The 25,057-nt window shown below is 35.8% G+C and carries 27 protein-coding genes and 1 pseudogene; 3 read left to right on the forward strand and 25 right to left on the reverse strand.

What is annotated here, in order from left to right; translation table 11 throughout:
- Positions 1 to 95 precede the first annotated feature (95 nt).
- The 10 genes from LRP83_RS17405 to LRP83_RS17450 form a co-directional block, all read right to left on the reverse strand.
- Positions 96 to 1,286: a flagellin N-terminal helical domain-containing protein gene (locus tag LRP83_RS17405; RefSeq protein ID WP_230497973.1), complete on the reverse strand. Its 1,191-nt coding sequence runs from the start codon at positions 1,284 to 1,286 to the stop codon at positions 96 to 98.
- Positions 1,287 to 1,394: 108 nt separating this feature from the next.
- A complete protein-coding gene (locus LRP83_RS17410; RefSeq protein ID WP_230497974.1) occupies positions 1,395 to 1,742 on the reverse strand; it encodes a carbon storage regulator in 348 nt (115 codons plus the stop codon).
- A gap of 362 nt (positions 1,743 to 2,104) precedes the next feature.
- On the reverse strand, positions 2,105 to 3,652 hold the full coding sequence (gene fliD, locus LRP83_RS17415) for a flagellar filament capping protein FliD (protein WP_230497975.1): 1,548 nt from the start codon (positions 3,650 to 3,652) through the stop codon (positions 2,105 to 2,107).
- Positions 3,653 to 3,801: 149 nt separating this feature from the next.
- Positions 3,802 to 4,656: a flagellar hook-basal body protein gene (locus LRP83_RS17420; RefSeq protein WP_230497976.1), complete on the reverse strand. Its 855-nt coding sequence runs from the start codon at positions 4,654 to 4,656 to the stop codon at positions 3,802 to 3,804.
- Between the two features lie 24 nt (positions 4,657 to 4,680).
- The gene (locus tag LRP83_RS17425; protein ID WP_230497977.1) at positions 4,681 to 5,568 is read right to left on the reverse strand and encodes a flagellar hook-basal body protein; all 888 of its coding nucleotides are present in this window, start codon (positions 5,566 to 5,568) and stop codon (positions 4,681 to 4,683) included.
- Between the two features lie 25 nt (positions 5,569 to 5,593).
- Positions 5,594 to 6,025, reverse strand: coding sequence for a flagellar basal body-associated FliL family protein (locus LRP83_RS17430; RefSeq protein ID WP_230497978.1), 432 nt, complete (start codon positions 6,023 to 6,025; stop codon positions 5,594 to 5,596).
- Between the two features lie 23 nt (positions 6,026 to 6,048).
- Positions 6,049 to 6,492 (reverse strand): YaaR family protein, encoded by a 444-nt coding sequence (locus LRP83_RS17435; protein WP_230497979.1) that lies wholly within the window; start codon positions 6,490 to 6,492, stop codon positions 6,049 to 6,051.
- Positions 6,493 to 6,532: 40 nt separating this feature from the next.
- Positions 6,533 to 7,000, reverse strand: coding sequence for a chemotaxis protein CheW (locus LRP83_RS17440; RefSeq protein WP_230497980.1), 468 nt, complete (start codon positions 6,998 to 7,000; stop codon positions 6,533 to 6,535).
- 26 nt (positions 7,001 to 7,026) lie between these two features.
- Positions 7,027 to 7,452 (reverse strand): chemotaxis protein CheW, encoded by a 426-nt coding sequence (locus LRP83_RS17445; RefSeq protein ID WP_230497981.1) that lies wholly within the window; start codon positions 7,450 to 7,452, stop codon positions 7,027 to 7,029.
- An 18-nt stretch (positions 7,453 to 7,470) separates the two neighbouring features.
- The gene (locus LRP83_RS17450; RefSeq protein ID WP_230497982.1) at positions 7,471 to 9,471 is read right to left on the reverse strand and encodes a chemotaxis protein CheA; all 2,001 of its coding nucleotides are present in this window, start codon (positions 9,469 to 9,471) and stop codon (positions 7,471 to 7,473) included.
- Positions 9,472 to 9,768: 297 nt separating this feature from the next.
- On the opposite strand from LRP83_RS17450, the gene motA reads away from it, so the two are divergent.
- Entirely contained in the window at positions 9,769 to 10,542 is a 774-nt protein-coding gene (gene motA / locus LRP83_RS17455; protein WP_230497983.1) for a flagellar motor stator protein MotA, read from the forward strand.
- Between the two features lie 12 nt (positions 10,543 to 10,554).
- The gene (locus LRP83_RS17460; protein ID WP_230497984.1) at positions 10,555 to 11,331 is read left to right on the forward strand and encodes an OmpA/MotB family protein; all 777 of its coding nucleotides are present in this window, start codon (positions 10,555 to 10,557) and stop codon (positions 11,329 to 11,331) included.
- A gap of 130 nt (positions 11,332 to 11,461) precedes the next feature.
- Here the strand turns inward: LRP83_RS17460 and LRP83_RS17465 are convergent.
- From LRP83_RS17465 to LRP83_RS17505, 9 genes and pseudogenes are all read right to left on the reverse strand, one after another.
- Positions 11,462 to 12,822, reverse strand: a pseudogene (locus LRP83_RS17465) (IS1182 family transposase).
- A 112-nt stretch (positions 12,823 to 12,934) separates the two neighbouring features.
- Entirely contained in the window at positions 12,935 to 13,321 is a 387-nt protein-coding gene (locus LRP83_RS17470) for a TIGR03826 family flagellar region protein (RefSeq protein WP_230497986.1), read from the reverse strand.
- A gap of 55 nt (positions 13,322 to 13,376) precedes the next feature.
- Positions 13,377 to 13,739 (reverse strand): response regulator, encoded by a 363-nt coding sequence (locus LRP83_RS17475; RefSeq protein WP_230497987.1) that lies wholly within the window; start codon positions 13,737 to 13,739, stop codon positions 13,377 to 13,379.
- A 42-nt stretch (positions 13,740 to 13,781) separates the two neighbouring features.
- Complete coding sequence (fliY, locus tag LRP83_RS17480) at positions 13,782 to 14,909, reverse strand: flagellar motor switch phosphatase FliY (protein WP_230497988.1); 1,128 nt, start codon at positions 14,907 to 14,909, stop codon at positions 13,782 to 13,784.
- Position 14,910: 1 nt separating this feature from the next.
- Positions 14,911 to 15,885, reverse strand: a complete 975-nt coding sequence (gene fliM / locus LRP83_RS17485) for a flagellar motor switch protein FliM (RefSeq protein ID WP_230497989.1) — start codon at positions 15,883 to 15,885, stop codon at positions 14,911 to 14,913.
- Positions 15,886 to 15,912: 27 nt separating this feature from the next.
- Positions 15,913 to 16,335 carry a flagellar basal body-associated FliL family protein gene (locus LRP83_RS17490; protein WP_230497990.1) on the reverse strand — a complete coding sequence of 141 codons (423 nt, stop codon included), beginning with the start codon at positions 16,333 to 16,335 and terminating at the stop codon, positions 15,913 to 15,915.
- Between the two features lie 51 nt (positions 16,336 to 16,386).
- On the reverse strand, positions 16,387 to 17,310 hold the full coding sequence (locus tag LRP83_RS17495) for a flagellar hook-basal body complex protein (protein WP_230497991.1): 924 nt from the start codon (positions 17,308 to 17,310) through the stop codon (positions 16,387 to 16,389).
- Positions 17,311 to 17,413: 103 nt separating this feature from the next.
- Positions 17,414 to 17,851, reverse strand: a complete 438-nt coding sequence (gene flgD / locus LRP83_RS17500) for a flagellar hook assembly protein FlgD (RefSeq protein WP_230497992.1) — start codon at positions 17,849 to 17,851, stop codon at positions 17,414 to 17,416.
- A 17-nt stretch (positions 17,852 to 17,868) separates the two neighbouring features.
- A complete protein-coding gene (locus LRP83_RS17505) occupies positions 17,869 to 19,482 on the reverse strand; it encodes a flagellar hook-length control protein FliK (RefSeq protein ID WP_230497993.1) in 1,614 nt (537 codons plus the stop codon).
- 278 nt (positions 19,483 to 19,760) lie between these two features.
- On the opposite strand from LRP83_RS17505, the gene LRP83_RS17510 reads away from it, so the two are divergent.
- Positions 19,761 to 20,111, forward strand: a complete 351-nt coding sequence (locus LRP83_RS17510) for a hypothetical protein (protein WP_230497994.1) — start codon at positions 19,761 to 19,763, stop codon at positions 20,109 to 20,111.
- Positions 20,112 to 20,155: 44 nt separating this feature from the next.
- Here the strand turns inward: LRP83_RS17510 and LRP83_RS17515 are convergent, their stop codons facing one another.
- The 6 genes from LRP83_RS17515 to LRP83_RS17540 form a co-directional block, all read right to left on the reverse strand.
- Positions 20,156 to 20,914 (reverse strand): magnesium transporter, encoded by a 759-nt coding sequence (locus LRP83_RS17515; protein WP_230497995.1) that lies wholly within the window; start codon positions 20,912 to 20,914, stop codon positions 20,156 to 20,158.
- 39 nt (positions 20,915 to 20,953) lie between these two features.
- The gene (locus LRP83_RS17520; RefSeq protein WP_230497996.1) at positions 20,954 to 21,991 is read right to left on the reverse strand and encodes a protein-glutamate methylesterase/protein-glutamine glutaminase; all 1,038 of its coding nucleotides are present in this window, start codon (positions 21,989 to 21,991) and stop codon (positions 20,954 to 20,956) included.
- 1 nt (position 21,992) lies between these two features.
- The gene (locus tag LRP83_RS17525) at positions 21,993 to 22,802 is read right to left on the reverse strand and encodes a CheR family methyltransferase (RefSeq protein WP_230497997.1); all 810 of its coding nucleotides are present in this window, start codon (positions 22,800 to 22,802) and stop codon (positions 21,993 to 21,995) included.
- 174 nt (positions 22,803 to 22,976) lie between these two features.
- Entirely contained in the window at positions 22,977 to 23,783 is an 807-nt protein-coding gene (locus LRP83_RS17530) for a sigma-70 family RNA polymerase sigma factor (protein WP_230497998.1), read from the reverse strand.
- A 39-nt stretch (positions 23,784 to 23,822) separates the two neighbouring features.
- A complete protein-coding gene (locus LRP83_RS17535) occupies positions 23,823 to 24,161 on the reverse strand; it encodes a hypothetical protein (RefSeq protein ID WP_230497999.1) in 339 nt (112 codons plus the stop codon).
- 11 nt (positions 24,162 to 24,172) lie between these two features.
- Positions 24,173 to 25,057, reverse strand: a complete 885-nt coding sequence (locus LRP83_RS17540; protein ID WP_230498000.1) for a MinD/ParA family protein — start codon at positions 25,055 to 25,057, stop codon at positions 24,173 to 24,175.

Raw genomic sequence — 25,057 nt, forward strand, 5'->3', positions numbered from 1 at the left:
AAAAGTTTAGTGCACTTCGATTTGTCATTGTAATTTTATTTGTTATAAATGCAAAAGAAACCCTAGATAAACTAGAGTTCCTTTTAAAATAATTATTAACGAAGAAGTTGTAAAACCCCTTGTGGTTGTTGGTTTGCTTGAGCAAGCATAGCTTGAGCAGCTTGAGAAAGGATAGAATTCTTAGTTTGGTTCATCATTTCTTTCGCCATATCAACATCACGTACGCGAGACTCAGCAGCTGTCAAGTTTTCAGAAGATGTGCCAAGGTTATTGATTGTGTGCTCTAAACGATTTTGAGCCGCACCAAGAGTGGAACGTTGTTTAGATACTTGTTTAATAGCGTCATCTAAAACAGAAGTTAAAGCATCTGCCTTTATTTTATCACTTACGATAGCGCTTGCAGCACCCGATACTTTATCTGAAATTTTGTTCGCTCCACCACTACCAAGTGTTGAAGAATCCATTTTCGAGAAAGAAACATCTAACTTTTCATCATTTGTTCCGTTAGAACCAATTGCAAAACTAGCTGAGGCATTTGCACCTGTAATAATAGTAAGTGCCTTCAATTCATCAGCAATATTAGCATTACTTTTTGCAGAAGCACCAGTAAGCTCTACAGATATACCTAATTCGTTAAAGTTTAATGTTGTAGTACCATCTGCACCAATTGTAGCCTCACCTGTAATAGTTTGAGCTACTGAATCAGTCCCACGCGTTAATGTAATTTTACCAGCGCCAGCGTCTGAGAATGTGTATGTTGTGCTTCCTTGTGCGCCAGAAACATCAATTTTAGAAATTGACGCTGAACCACCAGCTGTTGATAATACTGTACCCACAGTTGCAGTACCAGCAGTTTGTGTTGCAGATAAGTCACCATTTAATAGTTTTTTACCGTTAAATGCTGTTGTTTTAGAGATACGGTCAACTTCACCTTTTAATTGAAGTAATTCTTCACCGATCGCTTCACGGTCGTCAGTATTATTAGTGTCAGTTGATGCTTGAACAGATAATTCACGCATACGTTGAAGAATATCATGAGTTTCGTTTAATGCACCTTCAGCTGTTTGAATCATAGAGATTCCATCTTGAGCATTACGAGATGCTTGATCTAAACCACGTACTTGAGCACGCATTTTTTCAGAGATTGCTAAACCGGCTGCATCATCACCAGCACGGTTAATACGTAGACCTGAAGATAATTTCTCCATTGATTTTGATTGAGCGCCTGAAGCACTATTCAACTGACGGTGAGTGTTTAATGCCGCGATGTTGTGATTAATACGCATAATTTTTTCCTCCTAAATATATAATTTTTACTGGGGTTGCCCCCTATTTTTTATTGCTATATAATAAACCCTTTAAGGGCTATTAACCAATGAAAAATTCTTCTCTTCCTAGAATGTTGGTAAGCAGTTATGTTTATGTAAGCTTCTGTTATTAATTAACTCTTCACGATAGATGCTTATTTCTTTAGGTGCATCAATTGCGTAGCGAAGTAAGCCAGATTCAGTTTGGAGAATCGTTACCTTTATATCTTCTCCAATGGCTATTGTCTCACCAATAATTTGAGCTCGTTTTTTCAACTGATTAATTCTTGGTGTAATTTGTTTCTCATACGAAATCCGAATGTTTTTTGGAGCATCAATGTCCACTTTTAGCTTATACTGAATTTGAAGAACAGTAACTTTAATGTCATCCCCAATTATCACTGATTGGCCAATTTCTCTGCCTACAATAAGCAATGTTACCATCCTCCTGTGGAAGTATTTACCTCTACAATTATTATTATCGGAGAATAACTAGAATAGTTTAGTGCTTTCTACTAAATTTTCTTTTAGTATCTTTTAAATTTCTTTACTAGCACTATCCATAATCCAAAACCTTTGATAGATTACAAAACAAAAAATGATGCAAGATTTTTATGTATTTCCTTAAATTGTTATCGGTAACTCTATCAATTTGTTTAGTTTGAAGCTACGAATTTTTTTAATAGTTCCTTGTACTATTACTTATCGTATTATCCAAAAAATTGTTTAGTTAAATTTATATTTTTTTTTCAAAAATAAAAAAAGCCATTCATACTAGAATGACTTTTTAGAAATTCCTATAAACCTAACTGCTGGGATAGCCAAGAACCTTGACTATTTAGTTGCTGTAATGCTTTTTCCATTGCCGTAAACTGCTTCCACATTCTTTCTTCGTATGCACTAATTTTGCTTTGTTCTCTATTAATGTTTGAGTCTAATGATTTGAGTTGTTGTGCAATGGTACTCTTAGTATCGACAGCTGAATTTGGATAACCAGCTATTGTTCCGAGTTTTGAAATAGCTGTATTTAAGCGATCGTAAATTCTCCAAGCAAAACCACTATTTTTATGCATATTGCTGTCGGTTACGGTGGTTGATGTGCTAGTTGCTCCAGTCTCTTTAATGGTAAATAATTTCTTGATATCTTCGGAATTCGTTTTCAATAAACCTTTTAACTTCGATTCATCCAATGTCAACTTTCCATTATCTTTATAATTTGAAGAAAAATTGATTCCAATATCTTTCAAAGACTTAAAACTTGATGAAACACCAGAATTTACAACAACAGTATTCAAACTGTTCCGCATCTCAGTCAAAAAGCTTTGAATCGTCGAATCGTTTGTCAACAATCCACTTTTTGCTTTTTCATCCCAAAGCTTAATATCATTCTCTTTCATGTCCTTTTTCTGATCATCTAGTAAAGGAGGATAGTCACGATAGCGTTTTTCGTTTATTTTTCCGTTAAAGTCAGCAATTAAATCATTGTACTTGTCCACGAAAGTTTTAATGTTATCAAAAATACCTTGTGTATCAGTACCTACACTAACCGAGATGTTAGCACCAGGCGCTACTTTCTCCTTAAGATTAAACGTTACACCCTCATAAGTAAATTTGTTGGAAGATACATGAATCTGTGTACCATTAATGGTTACAGTACCTGATGTGGCATTGGTTCCCTTAACCGATAACAATGGATTCACTAGTCCCGTTGTATCACCTGTATTCGAAGGATTTTTAAAACCTAGATTATTCGAACCGGCAAAATCAGTTATTTCAATCTTTTGGGTACCACCTGTTTCTGTTGATGTAAGAACAAGAGAACCTCCAACATTAGAGGCTTTTACTTTTGTATCTCCACTTTTCTCATTAATGGTTGCTATTGCTTTATCGAATGTCATATCCGGAGTAAGAGTTATTTCTTGTCCGTTTAAGTTAAATGTAACATCAGTGCTTCCATCTCCCCCTATAAGGCTAGAACCACTTGCCATCTTACTATCAAAACTAACAATCGCCGGTCTAGCTGCAGTAGGAAGTGTAGCTTCAGAAATAACAAATTCCGTTTGCGTACTAGTCCCACCCGAAGAAACCTCGATACGAGAATCACTTGAAGTAACGGCTTGTTTATTAAAAGTTGATTGCAAACGCAAGCCTTCCATTGCTTTACGAAATTCATCAATCTTTTTATTAATATCACGGTAGGATTCCGATTTCCAGTTTGTTAATATTTTCGTTTGTTGCATCTTGTTTAAGCGACTGCTTTGTGCTTTTACGAGGCTATCAACCATTTCATCTGTATTCATCCCGGAAGCAAGTCCGCTTATTCTTAACGTGTTATTGTTTATCATGGATATCACCCTTTCTTGCAATTTTAAAAAGCAGTGAAACACCATCAATTCACTACGCAGTTAGTAATTATTATCGGTTTTTAATCTATAAAGTTTAGAGACTGATAGGAAAAATACCACAGTATCTAAGACTGTGGTAAGTAATTTTATTATCTCATTATACTATTTGCAATCCCCATCATCTGATCAGCGTAAGAAACCGCTCTTGCGTTCATTTGGAAGCTACGCTGAGAGGTCATTAAATTGGTCATTTCCATCGCTAAATCGACGTTCGATCCTTCTAAAACTCCTGATGATAACTGAATTTCTCTGGTTAACATGTTCCTAACCACATCATTGATATTTGTCCCCTCAGGTAAGGCTGCTACCTCGAACGAATATTGGTTATCTCCCATATTTTTTAATAGGGAGGCGTTATCGATATTAACCATACCTATTTGTTGTCTTGAAACAAATGAAGTACCGTTACCATTTTTGTTTCGCAACTGAATTTGACCATTTGATTGAATCTTCACTTCATATCTGTCATCTAACTGAAGTGGATCACCATTTTGATTCAGCAAATATCCGCCATTAGCGTGAACTAAATGATAACTTCTTGGATTTTCAGGGTTCGGACTTAAATGAAAGTTTCCATCTCGAGTATATCGTACTTCAACAATTCCATCCTCTGCAGACCCTAAGCCAATTTGAAAAAAGCCTTTGCCATTAATCATCAAATCAAACGGGTTATTGGTTTGGATGGCTTGTCCTTGTTCCATATTTATTTGAGTAAGTCCGATACGAGCTCCGTGGCCGACGCGAAGTCCATTCGGAGTTAGTCTTCCGAGTTCCCCCTGTGCTGGCACTTGATTGTTTAAGTTGGTTGTTAATATTTCTGAGAAGCTTTGGTCTCTCTTTTTATAACCGGTTGTGTTAACATTGGCTACGTTGTTTGCAGTCGTATCAATTTTTTGCTGATAGGCTTGCAAGGCACCGGAAGAAATATATAGTGATGTATTCACGATGTTTGTTCCTTTCCATCAAAGTTATCCATTGATTTTCCCGACTGAAAATAATTGTTCTAATGAGCGATCATAGGCTCCAATCACTTTTTGGTTTGCTTCATAGCCCTTTAAGGTAACCATCATTTCGGTCATCGTTTGTCCGAGGTCAACATTTGACTGTTCAATAAAGCCTTGTTGCAGCGATACTCCTAAATTGGCGGCTGTTTGTTGATCAATGATTTGTAATGGATTATCAGATTGATAGACATTACCTCCTAATCGACGAAGCGCCAATGGATTCTCTGCTACCGCAATCCCGATTTGGCCTACTACTCTTGTTCTAGTGGGATCACTAGCGTAAGCAACTAGCTCGCCACTATCGGTAATTGTTAAATCCTCTTTACTAACACCGGCTGGAAGCTGAATTGGCTGGTTGTTTGCACCAAGGATTCGGTAGCCATCTGAAGTGACTAAACTTCCGTTAGCATCTACATCCCACTTTCCATTTCTTGTATATCCAGTTCCATCGGGAAGCTGTACTGAGAAAAAGGCTGCTGGTTTAACTTGACGACCATTTTGCTCTTGAAATGGGATACTTTGATCATTAATCGCAATATCTAATGGATTACTTGTTTGAACGATTGAACCTTGCATGAAGTTTGGTACACGTTCTTGGGCATAAACTCCATTATGAAGCTCCCCGACTGGAGTCATTTGACCTGGATTAAAGGGTAATCCATTTATTTGCATTTGACCATTTTTATTAAAATCGCGCATCCGATGAATTAATAGCTTTGGAAATGCTCTAAGGATCGTATCATCCTTCTTAAAACCTGGTGTTTGTGCGTTAGCCAAGTTATTTGATAGAGCCTCTTGCTTTCTTTCGAGTGAAAACATTCCTGATGCTGCCGAATATAATCCTCTAATCATCCCAAAACCTCCTTACCAATTAAATTTACTGCACCATATGTTCCACTATATAAACTTTCGTTACATACTCATGGCCTAACGCTTTATTAAGGTCATCCTTCAATTTGTTTTCAATGGTTTCTATGGCACCTGTACCGGTCATTTCCTCCTTAGTCACGCCGTTAAAATATTTAATAATCGTGCTTTCGGTAAGAAAGGAAAGCTTAGTCAGTTCTTCGGCATTTTTCTTTGAAGTTGTAATGATTTTGAATTTCATTTTTGCCAAGCCCACATTTGCTAGGTTTGTTGTAATCGTTTCTGTTTCAACAGATTTCTCTAATAGTTTTTCGATTGTCTCTTGCTTTTTGGTTCCCTTTTCGTCGGGCTTTGTTTGCAAATAATTCCAAGTAAAGAATCCAGCTACACCAATAATGGTAATGATTCCAATAATAAGAATCGATTTCTTATAGACATTCATTTATAGGTACCCCTTCATTTCCACTACGAGTAAAGATTTATTAATAAACCTTTAATTTCTCCTACTCGTTCCAATACAGAAAGGCTCGAGCTTTGTTGATTTAATAAGTGGTCAGCTAGTTCAACTAATTTGCGGTCAATTTGTTGAACCGTCTTTAGCGTTTTATTTCCTTCATACATGTCCCAAGTTTCAGTTTGATACAGACCTATACCTTTATTAGTCACTTCACCCATAAAGCTTTTGACTAATTCCTTGTATTTCTTTAATTCCTGGAACGTTCGTTTTTCGCTTAGTTGCTGACCTTGTTGATCTAATTTTTCTAATAATTGATGAAGATGTTCCTGCGATAAGTCTTTTGAATAGGATCTCATAATGTTTTGAAAAGACACTGAGTTGGATGAAGACTTTTCTAATGGGAATTGTCTGTTCTCACCAATATTAACCCTAATGGAATCTTGTATTTTCAAGACTTACTCCACCTCCATTCTTTTAACAAAACCTATAAATCTATAAAGATTGAATAATTTCTCTTAATTCATCAAGGTTTGTCGTGTCCTCAAGTAATTTTTCAATATCTAAAAGCACCAATAAACGCTCATTCGTTTCTGAAATTCCTTTAAGATACGAGACATTTCTTGTTTCCAATAAATTTGGACGTTGAATCGATTCAGCTGGGATATCAAGAATATCCGTAGCCGCATCCACAACTAAACCAAAGAAACTGTCAAAAGCTTGGACAATAATAACACGAGTGTCATCTGTTGACTTCATTGGTTCTCCTTTTAAGGCAGAACACATATCAACAATCGGGGTCACAATGTTTCGTACCGTCGTTACCCCTAATACGTAAGGAGAACGATTCGGGAATGGTGTAATTGTTTGTAACCGCTCAATTGAGACAACTTGGTTAATGCTAATACCGAATTCATCATTGCCAACCCTACAAATAATCATTTTCTGTAGCAAATTCTCCATATCGATCCCTCTCTTATCAAATAAGATTAGTTGTTAGCAAATTTCATTAGCTCATCTAAATTTAATAGCATGATAATACGGCTTCCAATTTGAGCTATGCCATTTAGATAATCAAAATTTAATCCATTTGAAGATGGAGAGACGATTTCATCTTGTCCTACATCCATCACATCACTAGTTTGGTCAACCATGAATCCTAGATTCATTTCATTATAGTTTGCAATCAAGATTCTAGCTCTTCCAGTTTTTGCTACTTGATTCTTCGATAATATATTTTGAAGGTCAATGATTGGTGTAATTTGACCTCTTAAGTTCATAACCCCTTTGATATAAGCTGGAGCATTGGGAACTCTTGTAATTTGGGATATCCGCTCGATGGAGTGTACATGATCAATGTCTAATCCAAACTCTTCCTCACCCAATTTAAAGGCGACTATTTTTTTATTTTCCATTGAGATCGATCATCCTTCCTAGCTAATAAGCTGATTAGAGTCAATGATTAATGCGACTTCTCCATTCCCAAGAATTGTAGCACCTGAGATGGCAAATAAATTATTTAAAAATCCGCCTAAGGACTTTAAAACAATCTCTTGTTGACCTAGAATGGAATCTACAACGATCCCCACCATTTTGTCACCTTTACGAACAATGACAATAAATTGATGTTGTTCTATGTTTGATTCCTTTGTAGGAACATTTAATACTTCTTTTAAATAGACTAACGGAATGATTTGACCACGTAATTGCATCACTTTTTGATTTTGAATCAGGACTACCTGGTCCTGTGAAAGCTTTGTAATTTCCACGATTGAACTAAAAGGAATCGCATAGGTTTCTTCTTCCAATTTAATTAGCATACAATACATAATCGATAAAGTCATCGGTAATTGTATTAGGAAAGTAGATCCCTTTCCTGGACTTGAATCGATACTAATAACTCCACCTAACGATTCAATTTTCGTTTTTACTACATCAAGACCTACACCTCGACCAGAAATATCTGAAATCTTATCAGCCGTACTAAAGCCTGAAGAGAACAAGAGAGCATATACTTCTTGGTCTGTTAAGGTTTCTGCTTCATCTTTAGAGACAACCTCACGCTCAATCGCTTTATTTAAAACTTTTTCACGATTAATCCCTTTACCATCATCAGCTACTTCAATAAAAACATGATTTCCGCTATGATAGGCTCTTAATAGAAGCTTGCCTTCTTCTGGTTTCCCACTAGCCAATCTATCCTCTGTGGACTCTAAGCCATGATCAAGGGCATTTCTCAAAAGATGTACTAATGGATCTCCAATTTCATCAATAACAGTTCGGTCTAATTCAGTTTCTGCGCCTTCTATAATTAGTTGAATCTTCTTATTTAAGTCCTTTGCAAGGTCACGAACCATCCTAGGGAAGCGATTAAATACCTGTTCAACTGGTACCATTCTCATATTTAAGATAATCCCTTGCAAATCAGTAGAAATGCGTGTCATGTGCTCGACTGTTTCCGTTAGATCAGTAGCAGACGTTTTGCGAGCTATTTGCTCTAATCTTCCTCGGTCTATGATTAATTCGCTGAACAAATTCATTAATCCATCTAGCTTGTCTATATCCACACGTATCGATTTGGTACGTGATCTTTTTTGTGTGGCAGTTGCATCACTTGTTTCAGGTGACGGTTTAACTGGCACCTCTGCTTCGACTTTTACGGTTTCACTCTTTTCAGCTTGGTTATCTTTCGTTTTATCTGAAATAATGATTTCTTTAACTTCACTTACATTTAATAATTTATCTTCGATGTCTTTTGCTTCAAAATTAGACAGCATCAGCAGTGTGAAATGGTTATCTATTTTGTCTTCTTCTATTTCCTGAATAGACGGTTGAATGGAGATCATTTCGCCAAGTTCTTCTACAAGCTGTAATACCATAAAGGCGCGTACGAACTTCATTACGCAATTTTCATCTAATACAACGGTTACTTGATAAAAGTTAGTGCCCATCTTTTTTGCTTCATTGATAACTGACCAATGATAGTCTTCAATTGGCATATCGATGGCAACTGCCACCTCATTAAGCGCTGCCAATACAGAGGGTGGAGATTGATCGGGATTTTGTGCATGCGTCAGTTTAGCGACGATATCTTTGACATCTGCTTTACCAGTGCCCCCAGCTTCAATGTCGTCGACCATTTTTTCGATAATATCAACGCATTGAAAGATAATATCCATAATTTCAGGGGTAATCGTTAATTTTGATTGTCTAAGAAGATCCAGGACATTTTCCATTTGATGCGTTAAAGTTGCAAGGTCATCAAAGCCCATACTCCCTGCCATTCCTTTAATCGTGTGTGCCGAACGAAAAATCTCATTAATATAGGTAATATTTTCTGGTTCTATTTCAAGTTTTAATAATTCATCATTGATCGTCTGCAAATGCTCTTTAGACTCTTCGATAAACATAGTAATATAGTTATTCAAATCCATTTCAATACCCCCTTTTGTTATTTCTATTAAAATATGATTTAAAAGAATAGGTTGGTTTTATTTTAAAAATTGCAAAATAAGTATGTTTATTTTACCATATTTTTTTGATAAAAAGATTATCTTTTTGATGATTTTTACCTTATATTGTGTTTTTTTGATTTTACATTCAATAAAAATCTGTTTTTTTTGATAGATTTAATTTTATTCTATCAAACTGTTGTCTTATCTGAAGTAATCAAATAAAATATTAAATATACTTTCGCAATATAACCTTGTCCAATATAAGGGGGGAACACCATGAGAGATTCATCTACGCTCATTGGAATTATTCTAGCTTTACTAGCCGTTGGTGTTGCTATGGTACTAAAAGGAGCTAGTTTAATCGCTTTAGTAAATCCTGCTGCTTTCATCATAATTTTTGGTGGGACTGCTGCCACACTATTAGTCAGTTTCCCAATGTCTGAGATAAAAAAATTTCCAAAGTTAATCAAAATCATCTTTGGGGGAGGCAAACAAATTGCTTCTAAAAAAGAAATTATCGAAATGTTTACAAGATGGGCTACCGTTGTAAGAAAAGAAGGTTTGCTAGGGTTAGAGGATGAAGTTCAGAGTATAGAAGATCCATTCTTAAAGCATGGGCTGGAGTTGATCATTGATACGACTGATACGGAATTTACTCGCGATGTATTGCTAGAAAAAATTAGGGCTACACAGGAACGTCATCGGAAAGGTGCACTTATATTTTCTCAAGCTGGTACATACGCACCTAGTTTAGGAGTATTAGGAGCGGTAGTAGGTCTTGTGGCTGCCTTAGGAAATCTATCAGATTCAGAAGTACTTGGTCATTCAATTGCTGCTGCATTTATCGCAACATTAGTAGGTATTTTCTCTGGTTATGTATTATGGCATCCGATGAGTAACAAATTAAAGCTATTATCAAGAGCCGAAATTGAAACTCGTGAAATTATGGTAGAAGGTCTGCTTTCCTTACAAGAGGGTATTAACAGCAGACAACTAGAGCATAAATTAAATGTTTATTTACTTCCAGAAGAATTAGAAAGTAAAAGATAGGGGAGGGTTTCCGTGGCCAAGAAAAGACATCACGATAGTCATGATGAGGAACATGTTGATGAGTCATGGTTATTGCCTTATGCGGATTTACTCACCTTGCTTCTCGCCTTATTTATTGTTTTATTTTCAATGCGGGCAGAGGATTCAGAAAAGTCTAATGAGATGTTGGAATCTCTGTTTAAAGCATTTAATTCCGTTACGATATTTGAATCTAGCAGTGGAGGACAGTTACCAGATAACTCTACTTTAACCGATAAGGACGCTGAAAAAGATGTAGTTCCTGAAGTAAAGCCAAAGCCTGATACTGAAACTGAGGATAATCCCCTAATTAATGAGGATGAAAAAAAACTACAAGACTTGATGGCAAAGCTCCAACAATATATTAATCAAAACAAACTTAATGCCTCTATCAGCTTAACAGATGCAGAGGAAGGAATTAAAATAACGTTAAAGGAAAGTATTAGCTTTGATTCAGGAAGTGATCAGCTTAAAGGCGGCTTTATTCCTGTTCTAAGCAAAATTTCCGGCTTATTAAAAACGGTAGATCATTCTATTATTATTGAAGGGCATACAGACAATCAACCAATTAGCAGTTCTCGTTTCCCATCAAACTGGGAATTATCTGGAGCAAGAGCCGCGTCGGTTCTTCATTTCTTTCAAACTAGAAACATTGATCCAAATCGTTTAAGCTATACTGGTTATGGAGAATTTAAACCGCTTAAACCAAATAATACATCTGAAAATAGAGCAACTAACCGCCGTGTAAATATCATTATTTTACGAAAATAACCTAAATAAAAAAAACCTTCATATGAAGGTTTCAGATTGTAGACAAAAGGCATTCCGAATTCGCCTATTCGGATGCCTTTTGTCTTTTTATACCTTTTTCCTCTTTAAAAGACCTCTCCGAGGGCATTTATTATGCCATTTCTGGACTAACCCATGTCCAGTTGGCCATCTTCTTTAAATTCATGGCAGCAAAAGTAAGCATCGCCTGCATGGACAATTTTTTAAGACCCTTTAGGGTTGTCCATCGCATACCATGCTTTTCTTTTGCATCAGCAAATACACGTTCAATCGTTTCTTTGCGCCTTGCATAGATTCTTTTATTTTCTTCTGTATGACGAAGGTGTTCAGCTTCCTCAAGGTACTCTTCCCAGACATGTCGCTGAATGAGTTTCTGATGATTTTTGCTTTGCGTACATTGTGAGAGAACAGGGCAATCCTTGCACTGAGCATGATCGGAGAAATACTGACGATATCCTTCCTTCGTAGTCGTGCTATATTTTAAAACTTGTCCTTCGGGACAAATGTAGCAATCATAATGCTCATCATAAACATAGTCATGTTTTCTCAAATATCCTTCCTTTGTACGAGGACGGGTATAAGGTAAAACTGGCCGAATTTCATTTTCAATCAGGTATTGAGCGATAGCAGGTGTTTTATATCCAGCATCAGCGGCTACAGCAATGGGTTTTCCAGCATTATTAACGACTTTTTCAAGTAGGGGTTCCAACATCGTACTATCGTGAACATTTCCAGGCGTTACAATTGTTCCTAAGATAAAACCATTCTTCTCAGCAGCTGTATGAAAAGAATAGGCAAACTGCTTTGTTCGTTCATCCTTTACATAGTAGCCACTCTCTGGGTCAGTGGTACTTTCCTTGATTTCCTTTTCTTCTTCCTTTTCAAATTTATCTGGTGGGAACGGCTTTTTTCCATGTTCTTCTCGGTCACCATTGATTTCATCTTGAAGGCGTGACTGATAGGCTCTAGTTTCTTTACGAACAACCTTCTTCTCAAATTTACGCTTATTTGCGTTTGCTTTAACGTGTGTTGAGTCAATAAAAACATGTTCACCACTAATCAAGTTTTTATCCGAAGCTTCTTTTAAAATTCGATAGAATATTTGTTCAAATAAATCCGTATCCTTAAACCGTCTTTCATAGTTCTTACCGAAGGTAGAGAAATGAGGAACCTTATCATAGAACCCAAATCCAAGAAACCATCTATACGCTATGTTCGTTTCTAATTCTTCAATTGTTTTACGCATCGAGCGGATTCCAAACATGTATTGGATGAAAGCCATCTTGATTAAAATAACAGGGTCTATGCTTGGACGCCCACGGTCTTCTGAATAAACATCTTTAACAAGTTGATATATAAAAGGGAAATCAATAGTTGCTTCCACTTTTCGAACTAAATGGTTTTCTGGTACCAACTGTTCTATCGCAATCATTTCCACTTGGTCCTATTCATCTGAGTATTTTTCGTTAGCATTTTCATCACCCAATTTAAAATAGTAGTACCTTAATTATACAAAAAAGACTGTAGCCAAATCCGATTTTTTTCGAATTTGTCTACAGTCTGAAACCTTCATATGAAGGTTTTTTTACATTCGTGTTTTATATGCATGTGAAGTAGTTTTTTCTTCTTTTACAAGACTTTTCTCCACTTGTTTAGAAAGCTCATTAATAGTCACCATGCATGATTGGCAATTCTTACCTTCCTTTATCTGGCTTCCACAAGTATCACACGGATAAGTAAGATTAGGAAAATAATTAACCTGAATTCGTTTAGCTAGAATGAATTGACGTATTTGGGCAATCGAAACTCCCGTCTCTTCACTAACCTCTTGAATTGTACCATTTTTATGATTTCTTAAATAATCATTTACTAATACAAAATTATCTTCTTGTTTTTGATAACAATCCTGACAAATATCCCTTATCTTAAGGAATAGTTTCCCACATCTAACGCAATTCCCTAGATTAGTCAAAAGGTATACCCCCTCAATAGCTTCTAAGCTGTATGTAGCATACTACAAAGAAATACTAAAGTCCTAACACCTTCGTGATTGATTCCATTACACGATCTGCCTGGAAAGGTTTAACAACAAAGTCCTTTGCACCAGCTTGAATCGCATCCAGTACCATTGGTTGTTGCCCCATTGCAGAACACATAATGATTTTAGCTTGAGGGTAAACAGCGCGAATTTCCTTAACTGCCGTAATACCGTCTTTTTCTGGCATAGTGATGTCCATTGTTACGACATCAGGTTGTAGCTCCTTGTATTTTTCAAAAGCATCATTTCCATTTACAGCTTCACCTGCAACCTCTAAACCATTTTTTGTTAAAATATCTTTTAACATCATACGCATAAATGCAGCATCATCGACGATTAAAACTCTTGCCATATCTTTTATCCCCCACTCGTATTCTTTTATTCTCTCATCTACTTATGATAAAGTTGTCATTTTGGTTAAGCGATCAACAGGATTAATAATATCTGTAATGCGGACTCCAAAGTTCTCCTCAATTACAACTACTTCCCCTTTAGCGATCAGCTTTTGATTAGCTAAAATATCAACTGGCTCTCCAGCCAACTTATCAAGTTGAATTACTGCTCCTGGTCCTAATTCAAGAATTTTACGGATTGGGAGTTTAGTACGCCCCAATTCCACAGTGATTTCTAGTGGAATATCATATAATAAATCGAGATTCCCAACTCCTGCACTTGTTGTACGGGCTTCCGAAAAACTAGAAAATTCTACTCGTTGTACATTCGCATGCTCTATTTTCGGGCTCTCTTGCTGAGGCTGTGGAATCGGTCTTTCAACCTCAATATGGGCCGGTATAGGCGTTGGTGCTGCCTGCATTGTATGAATTGGATCCTGTTTTACTACAGGAGCAGCCACTTCTTCCATAGCTGGCGTTAGTATTAAATGAATCATTTCCTTTGCAAAGGAAAGTGGAATAAACTGAATCATATTTGAATCAATTAAGCTTCCTACTTTTAATTGAAAACATACTTTAACAATAATCGAATCAACCAGATGATTCAATTTATGAGGAGGAAAATCAAGTAAATCAATCGCAGGTGGTGAGATGTCTACTTTTTGTTTTATCAGCTGTGACATAGACGTCGCAGCAGAACCCATCATCTGATTCATGGCCTCTTGAACTGCACTTATGTGAAGTTCTGTAAAATCATGCTCTATATCCGTTCCAGTTCCACCCATCATTAAATTGGCGATAATTTTGGCATCATTCTCTTTAATCATTAACAAGTTTTTACCACGAATTCCTTCGGTGTAATCAACATGTACAGCTACCATTTTCTCCTGAACCATTTCTTCCATTCGATCTCGTTCGACAATGGACATGGTTGGAGTGGTTATTTCTACTCGCTGATTCAGTAAAGTAGAAAGTGCTGTCGTCGAGCTTCCTAAAGAGATATTTCCGATTTCACCTAACACATCTTGCTCTATATCACTCAGAAAATCATCAACTAATAATTCCTGTTTAGTTGCTTGTTGATTAAACAGAGCGTTAATTTCTTCTTGTGAAAGTGACCCCTGACTCATCTTATAGATCATCTCCTTCTAGGTGAATGACTTGGTCGATTTGAACTGCATAACGCCCTTTTGAAAGTCCGGGATTTCCTAAGTACTTAGGCAAATGACCGACTTTCACTTGAAGCTTACCCATTTCCATTCCGATTACATCTCCAATTTGAAGATTTAATAAATCAGATACGGATAAGGTCGCTTTTCCTAGTTCAGCAATAACATTAACGTCGACAGAATCTAAATTTTGTTTAAGTTTTTCCTGTTGAGGAGCATCTGACTTTGCCATAGAATATAGCCACTGTTGTGTAGATAATTTCGGTAACAAAGGCTCGAGTGTTAAATGTGGAAGGCATAAAGTCATCCGACCAGTTGTTTCCCCAATTGTTGTCTTTAGGACAATGATTATTACGGTATCATTTGGAGAAGCAATTTGAAGAAACTGAGGATTCGATTCAATACCTTCCCATTTTGCCACGATTTCCTCGATATTTTCCCAAGCATCTGGATACATATCAAAAGCTCGAGAGAAAATCTTCTTTATAAGAACTGTTTCAATTTCCGTTAAAGATCCATTACGGTTTAATGCGTCTCCCTGACCACCTAGTAGGCGGTCAACCATGGCGTATGCCACTTGGGGGTTAATTTCCATGGCCATTCTCCCGTCCATCGGACTAACATCAAATACATTGATAATCGTCCGAGAAGGAATAGAGGCAACAAATTCATGGTAGGTTACTTGGTCAACAAGATCTACTTCAATTTGTACAAATTGTCGAAGTTGAGTAGATAGATGAGATATTAGTAATCGTGTAAAATTCTCATGTATCCTAGTTATGCTGCGCAATTGTTCCTTTGAATAACGCATAGCACGTCTAAAATCATAAACTTTTACTTTATCTTTACTATCAGCAATATCAGATGCTTGAATTTCGCCACTATTTAAGGCCGATAAGAGAGCATCAATTTCTTGTTGCGATAATACATCAGCCAAATGGAATCCTCCTAACTCTTCCTTGAGTTACTGAATCATTTTATTCGTCGTATAAACTTTGACTATATGACCGCTTTGCATCAATTTATTCATTTCATTTTTAATTTGCTCTTCAAATTGAACTGTTTCTTCAGGGGAATTTATTGCATCCTCCGTTAACGAGGAGAAAATCTTTAGAATAACGTTTTTTACTTGAAAATCACGTTTTTCTAATTCCCTCTTGGCTTTTTCAGAATCTGTTTGAAGTTGAAAACTGAGCTGGACATATCCACCTGAACTTAAGTTCGTAGTTATATTCTCCGTTTTTACACTCATTGCGATAATCTCATCAGCAGACAACTCTTTTGTTTTTTCTTCGATTGTTGATTTGTGTAAGAAAAACCAAACTCCTCCTAATAAAAGGATAGCAGCAACAATAATCAAAATAATTGGTTTTAGTTTGGCACGCATAATAGACTCCTATTTTTCTATCAAGAGATATGTCATCCTACAGAATTATATTTATCTCTTTAGATTTACGATTTCTTCTAAAATAGAATCCGACGTAGTGATTGTTCTAGAGTTTGCTTGGAAACCTCTTTGAGCAATAATCATTTCAGTAAATTCTTCCGTTAAATCAACATTAGACATTTCCAAAAAGCCAGCATTTATTTGGCCGCCAGCATTATCTTCAATACGACTGTTATTAGCAATTCCTGAATTCATTGTTTCTACAAATAAGGTACTTCCTACCTTTGCTAACCCTGCAGGATTAGGAACCACCATTGTAGCTAGAGAGATGTTTTCATGTTGATTAGCTGTTAGAGACTCATTCATGTAGTACTTACCAGTTGAATCCATTGCTAATCTACCGCTTCTATCATCCTCACGAACAACGTTAATGTAACCATTGGAATCAATAGAATAAGAAGTAAACTTTTTTGGTGTATTGTTACTGCCCAGGTTTACTTGATCCGCAGTAATTTGTATTTTTACATCTTTGACTGTACTTGGTGTAGTTGCAGTTTCTACTACCCCAGTAACAAATAATCCATTAGCAGTGACTAGATTGCCATTAGCATCCAGTGTAAAGTTACCCGCTTTCGTAAGATAACTCTCTCCACTATTCCCATTGACTACAAAAAAAGCATCGCCATCAATAGCCAAATCTGTACCAACATTCGTAGTCATTGGGCTTCCTGGTGTATGTATAGTATCAATAGAAGCTATTTTTGAACCAAGACCTACCTGCATTGGATTTATTCCACCTTTATTACCATTAGGAGCAGCTGCGCCATTAAGAGTTACACTTAAAATATCTTGAAAGACCACTCGTTCTTTCTTAAATCCTACCGTATTAACATTTGCAATATTATTACCAATGACATCTAATTTCGTTTGAAATCCTTTCATACCCGAAACTCCAGAATATAGTGACTTTATCATAGTAAGTTCCTCCTTATATTTTTCATATTTTATATTTGGCCAAATTATCTTTAAAAACTGCGTTATGTTAGCGTCAAATGCAACATAGTTTAAATAGCCATTTTTATAAAATTTCAGTTTTTTCGCTAACATCCTTTATTTCATTTACAACTTCAACGGGAATTTTTTCATTTCCTACATTATAGAAGTAAGAGCCATTATGAATGGATATGCCTTTTACAACTCCACTCATCTTCATTGACTGGCTAGTAACCCAGCTAATCTCTTTACCAATTACTGAGGAATGCTGACCCATTTGTAAACTAGTAAACTTCGAAAAGGATGAGTTTAAATTGGTTAATTGTTCTAAAGAGCTAAATGTTGCCATTTGTGCAATAAAGTCTTTATCCTGCAGCGGACTTGAAGGATCTTGATTGGCAAGCTGAGTCGTAAGAATCCGGAGGAAATCGTCTTTACCCAATTTACTTTTTTCTTCAAATGATTGCATATTATAAATTGAATTTTTTTTCGAAACAGTGGCAATATCTACCCAGCTACTCATTAATATTTCCTCTCTTTCTAGGCGGTGAAGTCTATATTTGAAATAGAATTCCTCCGGTTAATACCATATGCTGAAGGGATTTCATCCCCTAATTCCGTTAATTCTATTTCTTTTCCTTTGTTAGAACTAGCCTGTTTTGAATTATTAGACCTTTGCTCATTTGAAGAGTTTGTTCCACTATGAGAGAAAGTTAGATTGCCTGTATTAAGATCTTCAAATTGATTGATTTGTTGCTGAAAGATTTCTATTTTTTGAACAACAAGGCCACTTTGCTGTAATGATTGTTTTAACTGTGGCAGTTGACCTTCTAGAATTTCTTTCGCCAATAAAGTATCTGTCATAATCTCAGCAGATAATTGGCCCTCTACTGTCATAATTTTGATTTCCATATGCCCTAAATTCTTAGGAAACAATGAAACTTTTGCTTCGGTTGCACCTGGATGTTCATTGATGATTTTGATGTTTGACATCCACTTTTGAAGTTCAGGTACAAAATCATTTATGTGAATACTTGGTGGAATCGACTGCATGTTGGACATTTTCGAACTACTATTTACCTGTATAGGAAGAGGTTGATGTCCAATTATCTGACTCTTATCTAATAACAACTTCTTATTTTCCTCTACAGGAATTTCATTTTTACGAGAATCATTGGATATATCTTTTGGATTCAAGGCCCTTGACATTGTTGTATAGCTAATATTCTGAATATGTTCAATTGGATTATCTGTCTGTGTCTTATTTACAACAACATTTTCAAATAACGGGAAATCCTTACGTGTAAGAGTAGTAGACTCTTGAATCGATTGCTTTGAATCCTCTGGTTGCATATTTTCTTGGCTAATTTCAATAAGGTTTTGATTGACAGTTTGATTAGAATGTATCTCATTTACCTGTTGACGTAAAAAGTTCGTGTCTAATTTTTGGTACATATGGGTTTGAAGCACACCCATTTGAATTTCAGGTGACGCTGAATTTAGTTTTGAAATCGAATCAGTTATTGTTGGTTGTACAAATACTTTCTCATTTTCGGATTGAATCACTAGTTGTGTAAGATTATCACTTGAATGATTCGTTAGTGGCTGAGATGAATTTCGCACAAAGGCTTGATTAGAATATAACTTTGTTGTAAATCCCTCACCAAACTGCATGGATTCATCCTGGAGGTCTACTTTTGCCATTTTCACATCTAGTGAATTTGTTTCTTCCTGACTTACTAGATTTATTTTTTCACTAGCAGTGTTTGAACCATCCACATTAGATGTGGAATTTTGATTGACCAATTGATTGGGTACTAGATTCCAAAACACTAAACCTGTTTGATTCTCTTCATCCACTAAAAAGCCTTGTTCCTCCTCTAGATTAGGAGAATTTGGCTCTACTGTTTGGATCAAATCGGTAGGTAAAGGAATCTTTGTCACTGGCCCACTCTGTTCTTCGACTTTGAGCTCTATACTTGCTGCATTCTGTTTACTCAAAGTTCCTAACTCTGCATTAGGACCCATAGAAAGGTATGTAGTAAAAAGGTGACCAAAGGCATTACCTGACACTGAAGAAGCCAATTTATTTTTTTCTTCATTTTGTTGTTGTGTTTGATTTACTTGTTTGACATGGAATGGAGTAATTTCCAAATAAATTAGCTCCTTTCAATTGGAATTACTTATCTCTAATTCACTATATTATAACTTATATTCTAGCTTTCGTCATGATTTTTTTGATTATCAATCAAACAGACTTTTATTATTTTGATAGAATCGAAAAACTAAAGAAAATGAATTCTCTAGGGGTTTCAACCTTTTTAGACAAAAAAATCTGTTCATGGGTATAAGTTAGCAGATTTGGAAATATACTATAAAGTACCCTCATTTTATGTAAAATCTATTGAATCGTAATGTTTGGAGGAATTTTCATGATTCTATTTATTGGTATTTGTGTATGCCTTGTATTTGCATTGGTTGTAATCAGTATGGTTCGCTATTTTTTATTACGCCCGCCATCTATTAATCATCTACCTAGTAACATCGGTTTATTGAATATTAGGGATAATCGCTGGGGGGACGAGCGCCAGTCAAACTTTATCTTTTTAGACGAATCACAAACTACGCATCAATGGAACAGGAATGACCAAATTTTTCACAATAATAAAAGACCAATTGATACCTCCATTTGGTTTACTCGTATTTATATTTTTCTATTACTCACTATTTTTGGAGTGATTTGTGGATATATGCTTTTTCAAATATACAGTTTATTTATTTAACCAAAAAGAAAAAGCTACGATTTGCAGCTTCAGTACGTAAAGGTTTAGTTCATTCTAGTCATAATCCACCCAGCTATTTCTGGCTCAAGTTTGGAGATAACTTCTGAAGCTTTCTGTGGATCTAAGTTTCTAATTTGTCTTAGAATCTCTTCCTGGTTCTTAATACCCATTAGAATCGTAGCGATTTGATCTGCCTTCATATATTTGTAAATTTGTGAAGTTGATCTTGTAGTTGTTTCAATATCTGTTCCATTTACTAATGCGATCGTAAAGCGCGCACCAGCATCCTCAGGCATTTCAGAAATGATAGAGCTTCTAACATCAGCACTTAGTTCCCTTAAAACCATTAAAGCATCCGCTTCACTCATGTTCATAATTAGTTTAGCTGATTCCCTTGCGTCCAAATCCATAAAAGTCTCGATTACAGAATTTGTATCTTCTATTATATCGGGATTCTCCTCATTCAAAGATTGGTTTGTATCTTCCTTTGGAACAGGTTGACTAGGCTTACTTTTAATTTGTTCGTCCTTGTTTTTTTCATTTAATTGATCATCAGAAGATTCTTTTTCATTTGATGCGACATCTATTTTTGATTTTTCTTGTTGTTTAACTACTTGTTCTATATGTTTGTCTAACCATTTCATTTGAGTGGAAATGGATACTCCTGCAAAATGTAAAATAGTCATTCCTAGACCTATTGAGTAGAGAATGGGAAGTACCCATATGAGAATTAATTTTGACAAAAATCCAGGGCGCTTCTTTTCATTTCCTTCAATGTCCATCTTCATTTTACCTTTATCCATACATCCACCTACTTTATATCTTTATTAATTCGTTCATTATTATTTTAAAAATGATAGAATTTCTTGGTACATTTGTGATAATGGATATTGCCCATCGGCATGTCCTGCATTCTTCACCGCTCTAGGCATTCCATATACTACACAAGATTCCTCTGCCTCAACAAAAACATATCCGTTATTTTTTTTTACTATTTCACAGCCCTGCATTCCATCAGAACCCATACCTGTTAAAATGACTGATAATAACCGGTCCTTGAATAAAGGTGCGGCTGACTTTAAGCTTACATCAATACATGGTTTATATAAAACCTTTTCTTCCGTTTGTTCGATAACTTGGAAAGTAATTTCTCCAGCCTTCTTTTCAAACTTTGTTTGAAATCCTGATGGAGCAATATAAATAGTTCCTGGGAGTAAGCATTCTCCATTTTGAATTTCCTTCACCTGTAATTGGCACAAAGTATTGAATCTATCAGCCAATGTTTTGGTAAACCCAGGAGGCATATGTTGAGCCACTACGATTGGGATAGGAAAACCCTTTGGAAATCGAGGTAGAATCGATTGTAAGGCTGAAGGTCCGCCAGTGGAACAGCCAATAAAAATAAGTTCAGTATGGCTAGATTTAATTTTTTTCTTTTCCTTGCTTTTAGAATTACCGACTTGAGGCTTTACTTGAACCTTTGCTTCAGCTACGCTTTTAAGACGGTAATAAAAGTCTTGAGTGATTTCTTGATTATCTCTATCTCTAATTAGACTTTCTTTTAAAAAGAAGTCTACTGCCCCAAGTTCTAACGCCTGTATGGTTTCGGCTGCACCCTCTGCAGTATGTGAACTCAACATTACTACTGGTACAGGTGATGTTTTCATTATTTGTTCCAATGCTTGGAGTCCATTCATTTTTGGCATTTCTACGTCCATCGTAACTAAATCAGGTTGAAGCCGTTGTACCTTTTCGACAGCATCTTCACCATTTCTAGCAATACCAACTATGAAAAATTGAGGATCATTTTCAAGTAGCAGACTAATAGATCTTCTCATGAATGCAGAGTCGTCTACCACTAAAACTCCATATTGTTTCATACTAATCAAGTTCCTTTCGATAATAAAAGGTCTTATCTGAGTCAACTTTTTTAAATCCTAATCCCATCTCTGTAATCGATTCAGCATGGCCTAAAAACAGATAACCACCATTGGATAAATTATGATGTAAGTGACGAATCACACGCTTAGTTGTCTCCTGATCAAAATAAATGAGGACATTGCGGCAAAATATGATATCTACAAAACCAAATTGACCAACTTTTTCTTCGTTGATTAGATTTAAATGTCGGAATTGTACCATACTACGAATGGAATCCTTTATTTGATAGCCTCCCTCTTCTATTGAAAAATATTTCTCCATTAGGTTTTCAGGGATTCTTCTAAAAGCAAAGGAACTTCGATGATACCAGCCTTTTTGAGCCTTTTGGAGAACCTTTTTATTTATATCTGTTGCAATAATTTCTACTTGACCATTGCTAAATAAACCTGTTTCCTTTATCAACATTCCAATTGTATAAGGCTCCTCACCAGTCGAACATGCGGCACTCCAAATTCGAATCGGCCGATCCTTCAGCCTTTCCCTCAATTGAGGTAAGAGAATGGAACAACATTCAACTAATTGATTTTCCTCACGGTAGAAATAGGTTTCATTTATGGTTAATAATTCCACCAATATATCCATTTCACTTACATTTTTTTTTACATATGCACAATACTCTAAGTATGATATTCCAAGCTCTTCAAGTCTCTTAAATGTTTTCCCTTTTAATATTGACAGTCTATCAAAGTATCTTAATCCACAATATTCATAAATAATTTGACTTAGTTTATCTAAACCAATATCTTGCATCAACATCCCCCTGAAAACCTTCGATTCTAATAGTTAGCTTTTATACTCTATTTATGAATTTTATTAGTCTAAAATAACTATTCTTAGTTCTCATTATCGGATGAAATGAAAATAAGTTTATAGAAAAAGAAGGTACTCTCTCGTACCTTCTTTTAACATTTTCCTGGCACAGAGTTAGTAAAAGGAGTCAAAGTGAAATCCTTTTGCTTCTAAGCCTTGCCGTAAACGGAGAATGGCTCGAGAATGAATTTGAGAAATCCTACCTTTAGTTAAATTTAAGATTTCTGCAATCTCCACTTGTGCTAGACCCTCATAATAAAAGAGAGAGATAACTAGTCTTTCTTTTTCAGGCATTGCATCAATACAATTTGCTACTGTATTCCGGAATTCATCCATTAATAATCGAGTATCATTCGATTTGATTTTAGGATCTGTTATTTGATCTAATCTACTTTGGTTCTTTCCTTCCTCTTCATTTGAATAAACGGGTTCGTCTAGTGAAAGAAGAGTTGAGAGGGTTAAGGTTGCCATGCCTTGCTTCACTTCCTCAAGAGGCATACTTAAATATTCGCTTAATTCCTCTTCAGTAGGCTCTCTCATTAATTGTTGCTCTAAAAAGCGATGAGCATGATTTATTTTTTTGGCTTTCTCTCTATTTCCACGTGTTACCCAGTCCATCTGTCGAAGTCCATCAAGCATGGCACCCTTGATTCGCCACAGTCCGTATGTTTCGAATTGAAAACCCTTTTTATAATCGAATTTTTTAATGGCTTCAAGTAAGCCGATATAGCCAAAACCCATTAAATCTTCCTTTGGAACAACTCGTTGTGGGATATGTTGGCATAAACGATTGGCCATTTGCTCCACTAGATGCATATATTGCTTGGCAAGACTTTCTTGCGAGGTAAAGTCATTACCTTCCCGATATTTTCTCCAAAGTAAAATATGTGGGATAGATTCTTGGATAGCCGGTCTCAACATTTATCCCCCCAATTATCTCATCTATCTAACTGTTTTTTGCTATAAATTATTTGTCTTTTCCTCTTTATGCAAAGCGTGCAAGGGAATCGATTCAAACTGATTCTCAAATGTAAAATCATTGCTCTCTTCGTCTTCTCTTAAAGGATCAGCTGCTTCATTTTCATGTTCAATCTCACTAGCGATTACTTGTTTAGTTTTCCTTGAGATTATTAGAAAAAATATTGTTCTTACTAAGTAAGCTAAAATATAGAAAATAAAAAAACCAATTGACCCTCTAAAAATAGTAGTTTGCCACGTATTATTTGGTAATGAAAACAACAAGGTAAATACTAGCGCAACTAAACCAAAGAAGACATTAAATTTCCAATTTCCTACCATACGCCCTCCCATTATCTTGATTTATTGAAAAATAATATTTTTTCAAAAAATCCTCTAAGACCAGTCGTTTGAACTGTAGAATTCTGATGATAATCCGGCAAATAAGAATGAACAATTTCTTTAATATTTTTGGATGCCGAACAATTTGGATAAGAAACATAAAAAGGTATTTGAGATTTAACAGCTTCTCTGACCTGTACATCCTCCATTAAAAAACCTAACGTAGGAAGGTCTATATGAAGAAAATTCTTACAAGCCTTTTTTAAAGCCCTTGACGTTTCTACTGCTTCACTGTAGGTTTGGGCACGATTTACAACTAAGTGAAATTTGGTTACTTTATTAGAGTAACGCACAACATTCTTTAGTACCGAATAAGAATCGGCAATGGATGTTGGTTCAGGTGTTGAAACAATAATCGTTTCGTCTGAAGCTAATATGAAATCAACAAGTTCTTTGGAAATACCTGCACCAGTATCTAGCAAGATAAAATCTGCATGTGTTTGTAATACCTCTATCTGGCCCCAAAAAGTAGCAAGGGTTGCTTCATCTAAGGTCATAAGATGTTGCAGTTGAAATCCGCTTGAAATATATTCAATCCCTTGAGTCCCTTTTTCCATTACCTCCCAAATTGATTTCTGTTGATATAAAACATCCACTAGACTATATTTCGGAGTCGTTCCCATTAGAATATTAATATTGGCAGTTGATAAATCCAGGTCTAATATAATAACCTTTTTCCCTGCTTCCTGTAGTGCTAAGGCAAAGTTAACAGTGAAATTTGATTTTCCCACTCCCCCTTTACCACTTGTGATCGTCACAATTCGTGCCCAATGGTTTTTCTGCTGTTGCGTATTATGCTGATTCATAAATTCTCGTAAACTATGTGCTTGATCCAT

The sequence above is a fragment of the Pseudoneobacillus rhizosphaerae genome, assembly GCF_917563885.1.
GTDB classification, from domain to species: Bacteria; Bacillota; Bacilli; order Bacillales; family Cytobacillaceae; genus Pseudoneobacillus; species Pseudoneobacillus rhizosphaerae.

Coding starts and splice junctions, on each gene's coding strand:
- motA (WP_230497983.1), top strand. CDS start 9,769: ATGAGAGATTCATCTACGCTCATTGGAATTATTCTAGCTTTACTAGCC.
- LRP83_RS17490 (WP_230497990.1), bottom strand. CDS start 16,335: ATGCGTGCCAAACTAAAACCAATTATTTTGATTATTGTTGCTGCTATC.
- LRP83_RS17520 (WP_230497996.1), bottom strand. CDS start 21,991: ATGAAACAATATGGAGTTTTAGTGGTAGACGACTCTGCATTCATGAGA.
- LRP83_RS17405 (WP_230497973.1), bottom strand. CDS start 1,286: ATGCGTATTAATCACAACATCGCGGCATTAAACACTCACCGTCAGTTG.
- LRP83_RS17515 (WP_230497995.1), bottom strand. CDS start 20,914: ATGGATAAAGGTAAAATGAAGATGGACATTGAAGGAAATGAAAAGAAG.
- LRP83_RS17535 (WP_230497999.1), bottom strand. CDS start 24,161: ATGGTAGGAAATTGGAAATTTAATGTCTTCTTTGGTTTAGTTGCGCTA.
- LRP83_RS17540 (WP_230498000.1), bottom strand. CDS start 25,057: ATGGATCAAGCACATAGTTTACGAGAATTTATGAATCAGCATAATACG.
- LRP83_RS17475 (WP_230497987.1), bottom strand. CDS start 13,739: ATGGCAAGAGTTTTAATCGTCGATGATGCTGCATTTATGCGTATGATG.
- LRP83_RS17445 (WP_230497981.1), bottom strand. CDS start 7,452: ATGGAAAATAAAAAAATAGTCGCCTTTAAATTGGGTGAGGAAGAGTTT.
- LRP83_RS17430 (WP_230497978.1), bottom strand. CDS start 6,025: ATGAATGTCTATAAGAAATCGATTCTTATTATTGGAATCATTACCATT.
- fliY (WP_230497988.1), bottom strand. CDS start 14,909: ATGAGTCAGGGGTCACTTTCACAAGAAGAAATTAACGCTCTGTTTAAT.
- LRP83_RS17510 (WP_230497994.1), top strand. CDS start 19,761: ATGATTCTATTTATTGGTATTTGTGTATGCCTTGTATTTGCATTGGTT.
- LRP83_RS17425 (WP_230497977.1), bottom strand. CDS start 5,568: ATGATTAGAGGATTATATTCGGCAGCATCAGGAATGTTTTCACTCGAA.
- fliD (WP_230497975.1), bottom strand. CDS start 3,652: ATGATAAACAATAACACGTTAAGAATAAGCGGACTTGCTTCCGGGATG.
- LRP83_RS17440 (WP_230497980.1), bottom strand. CDS start 7,000: ATGGAGAATTTGCTACAGAAAATGATTATTTGTAGGGTTGGCAATGAT.
- flgD (WP_230497992.1), bottom strand. CDS start 17,851: ATGAGTAGCTGGGTAGATATTGCCACTGTTTCGAAAAAAAATTCAATT.
- LRP83_RS17525 (WP_230497997.1), bottom strand. CDS start 22,802: ATGCAAGATATTGGTTTAGATAAACTAAGTCAAATTATTTATGAATAT.
- LRP83_RS17450 (WP_230497982.1), bottom strand. CDS start 9,471: ATGGATTTGAATAACTATATTACTATGTTTATCGAAGAGTCTAAAGAG.
- LRP83_RS17495 (WP_230497991.1), bottom strand. CDS start 17,310: ATGATAAAGTCACTATATTCTGGAGTTTCGGGTATGAAAGGATTTCAA.
- LRP83_RS17530 (WP_230497998.1), bottom strand. CDS start 23,783: ATGTTGAGACCGGCTATCCAAGAATCTATCCCACATATTTTACTTTGG.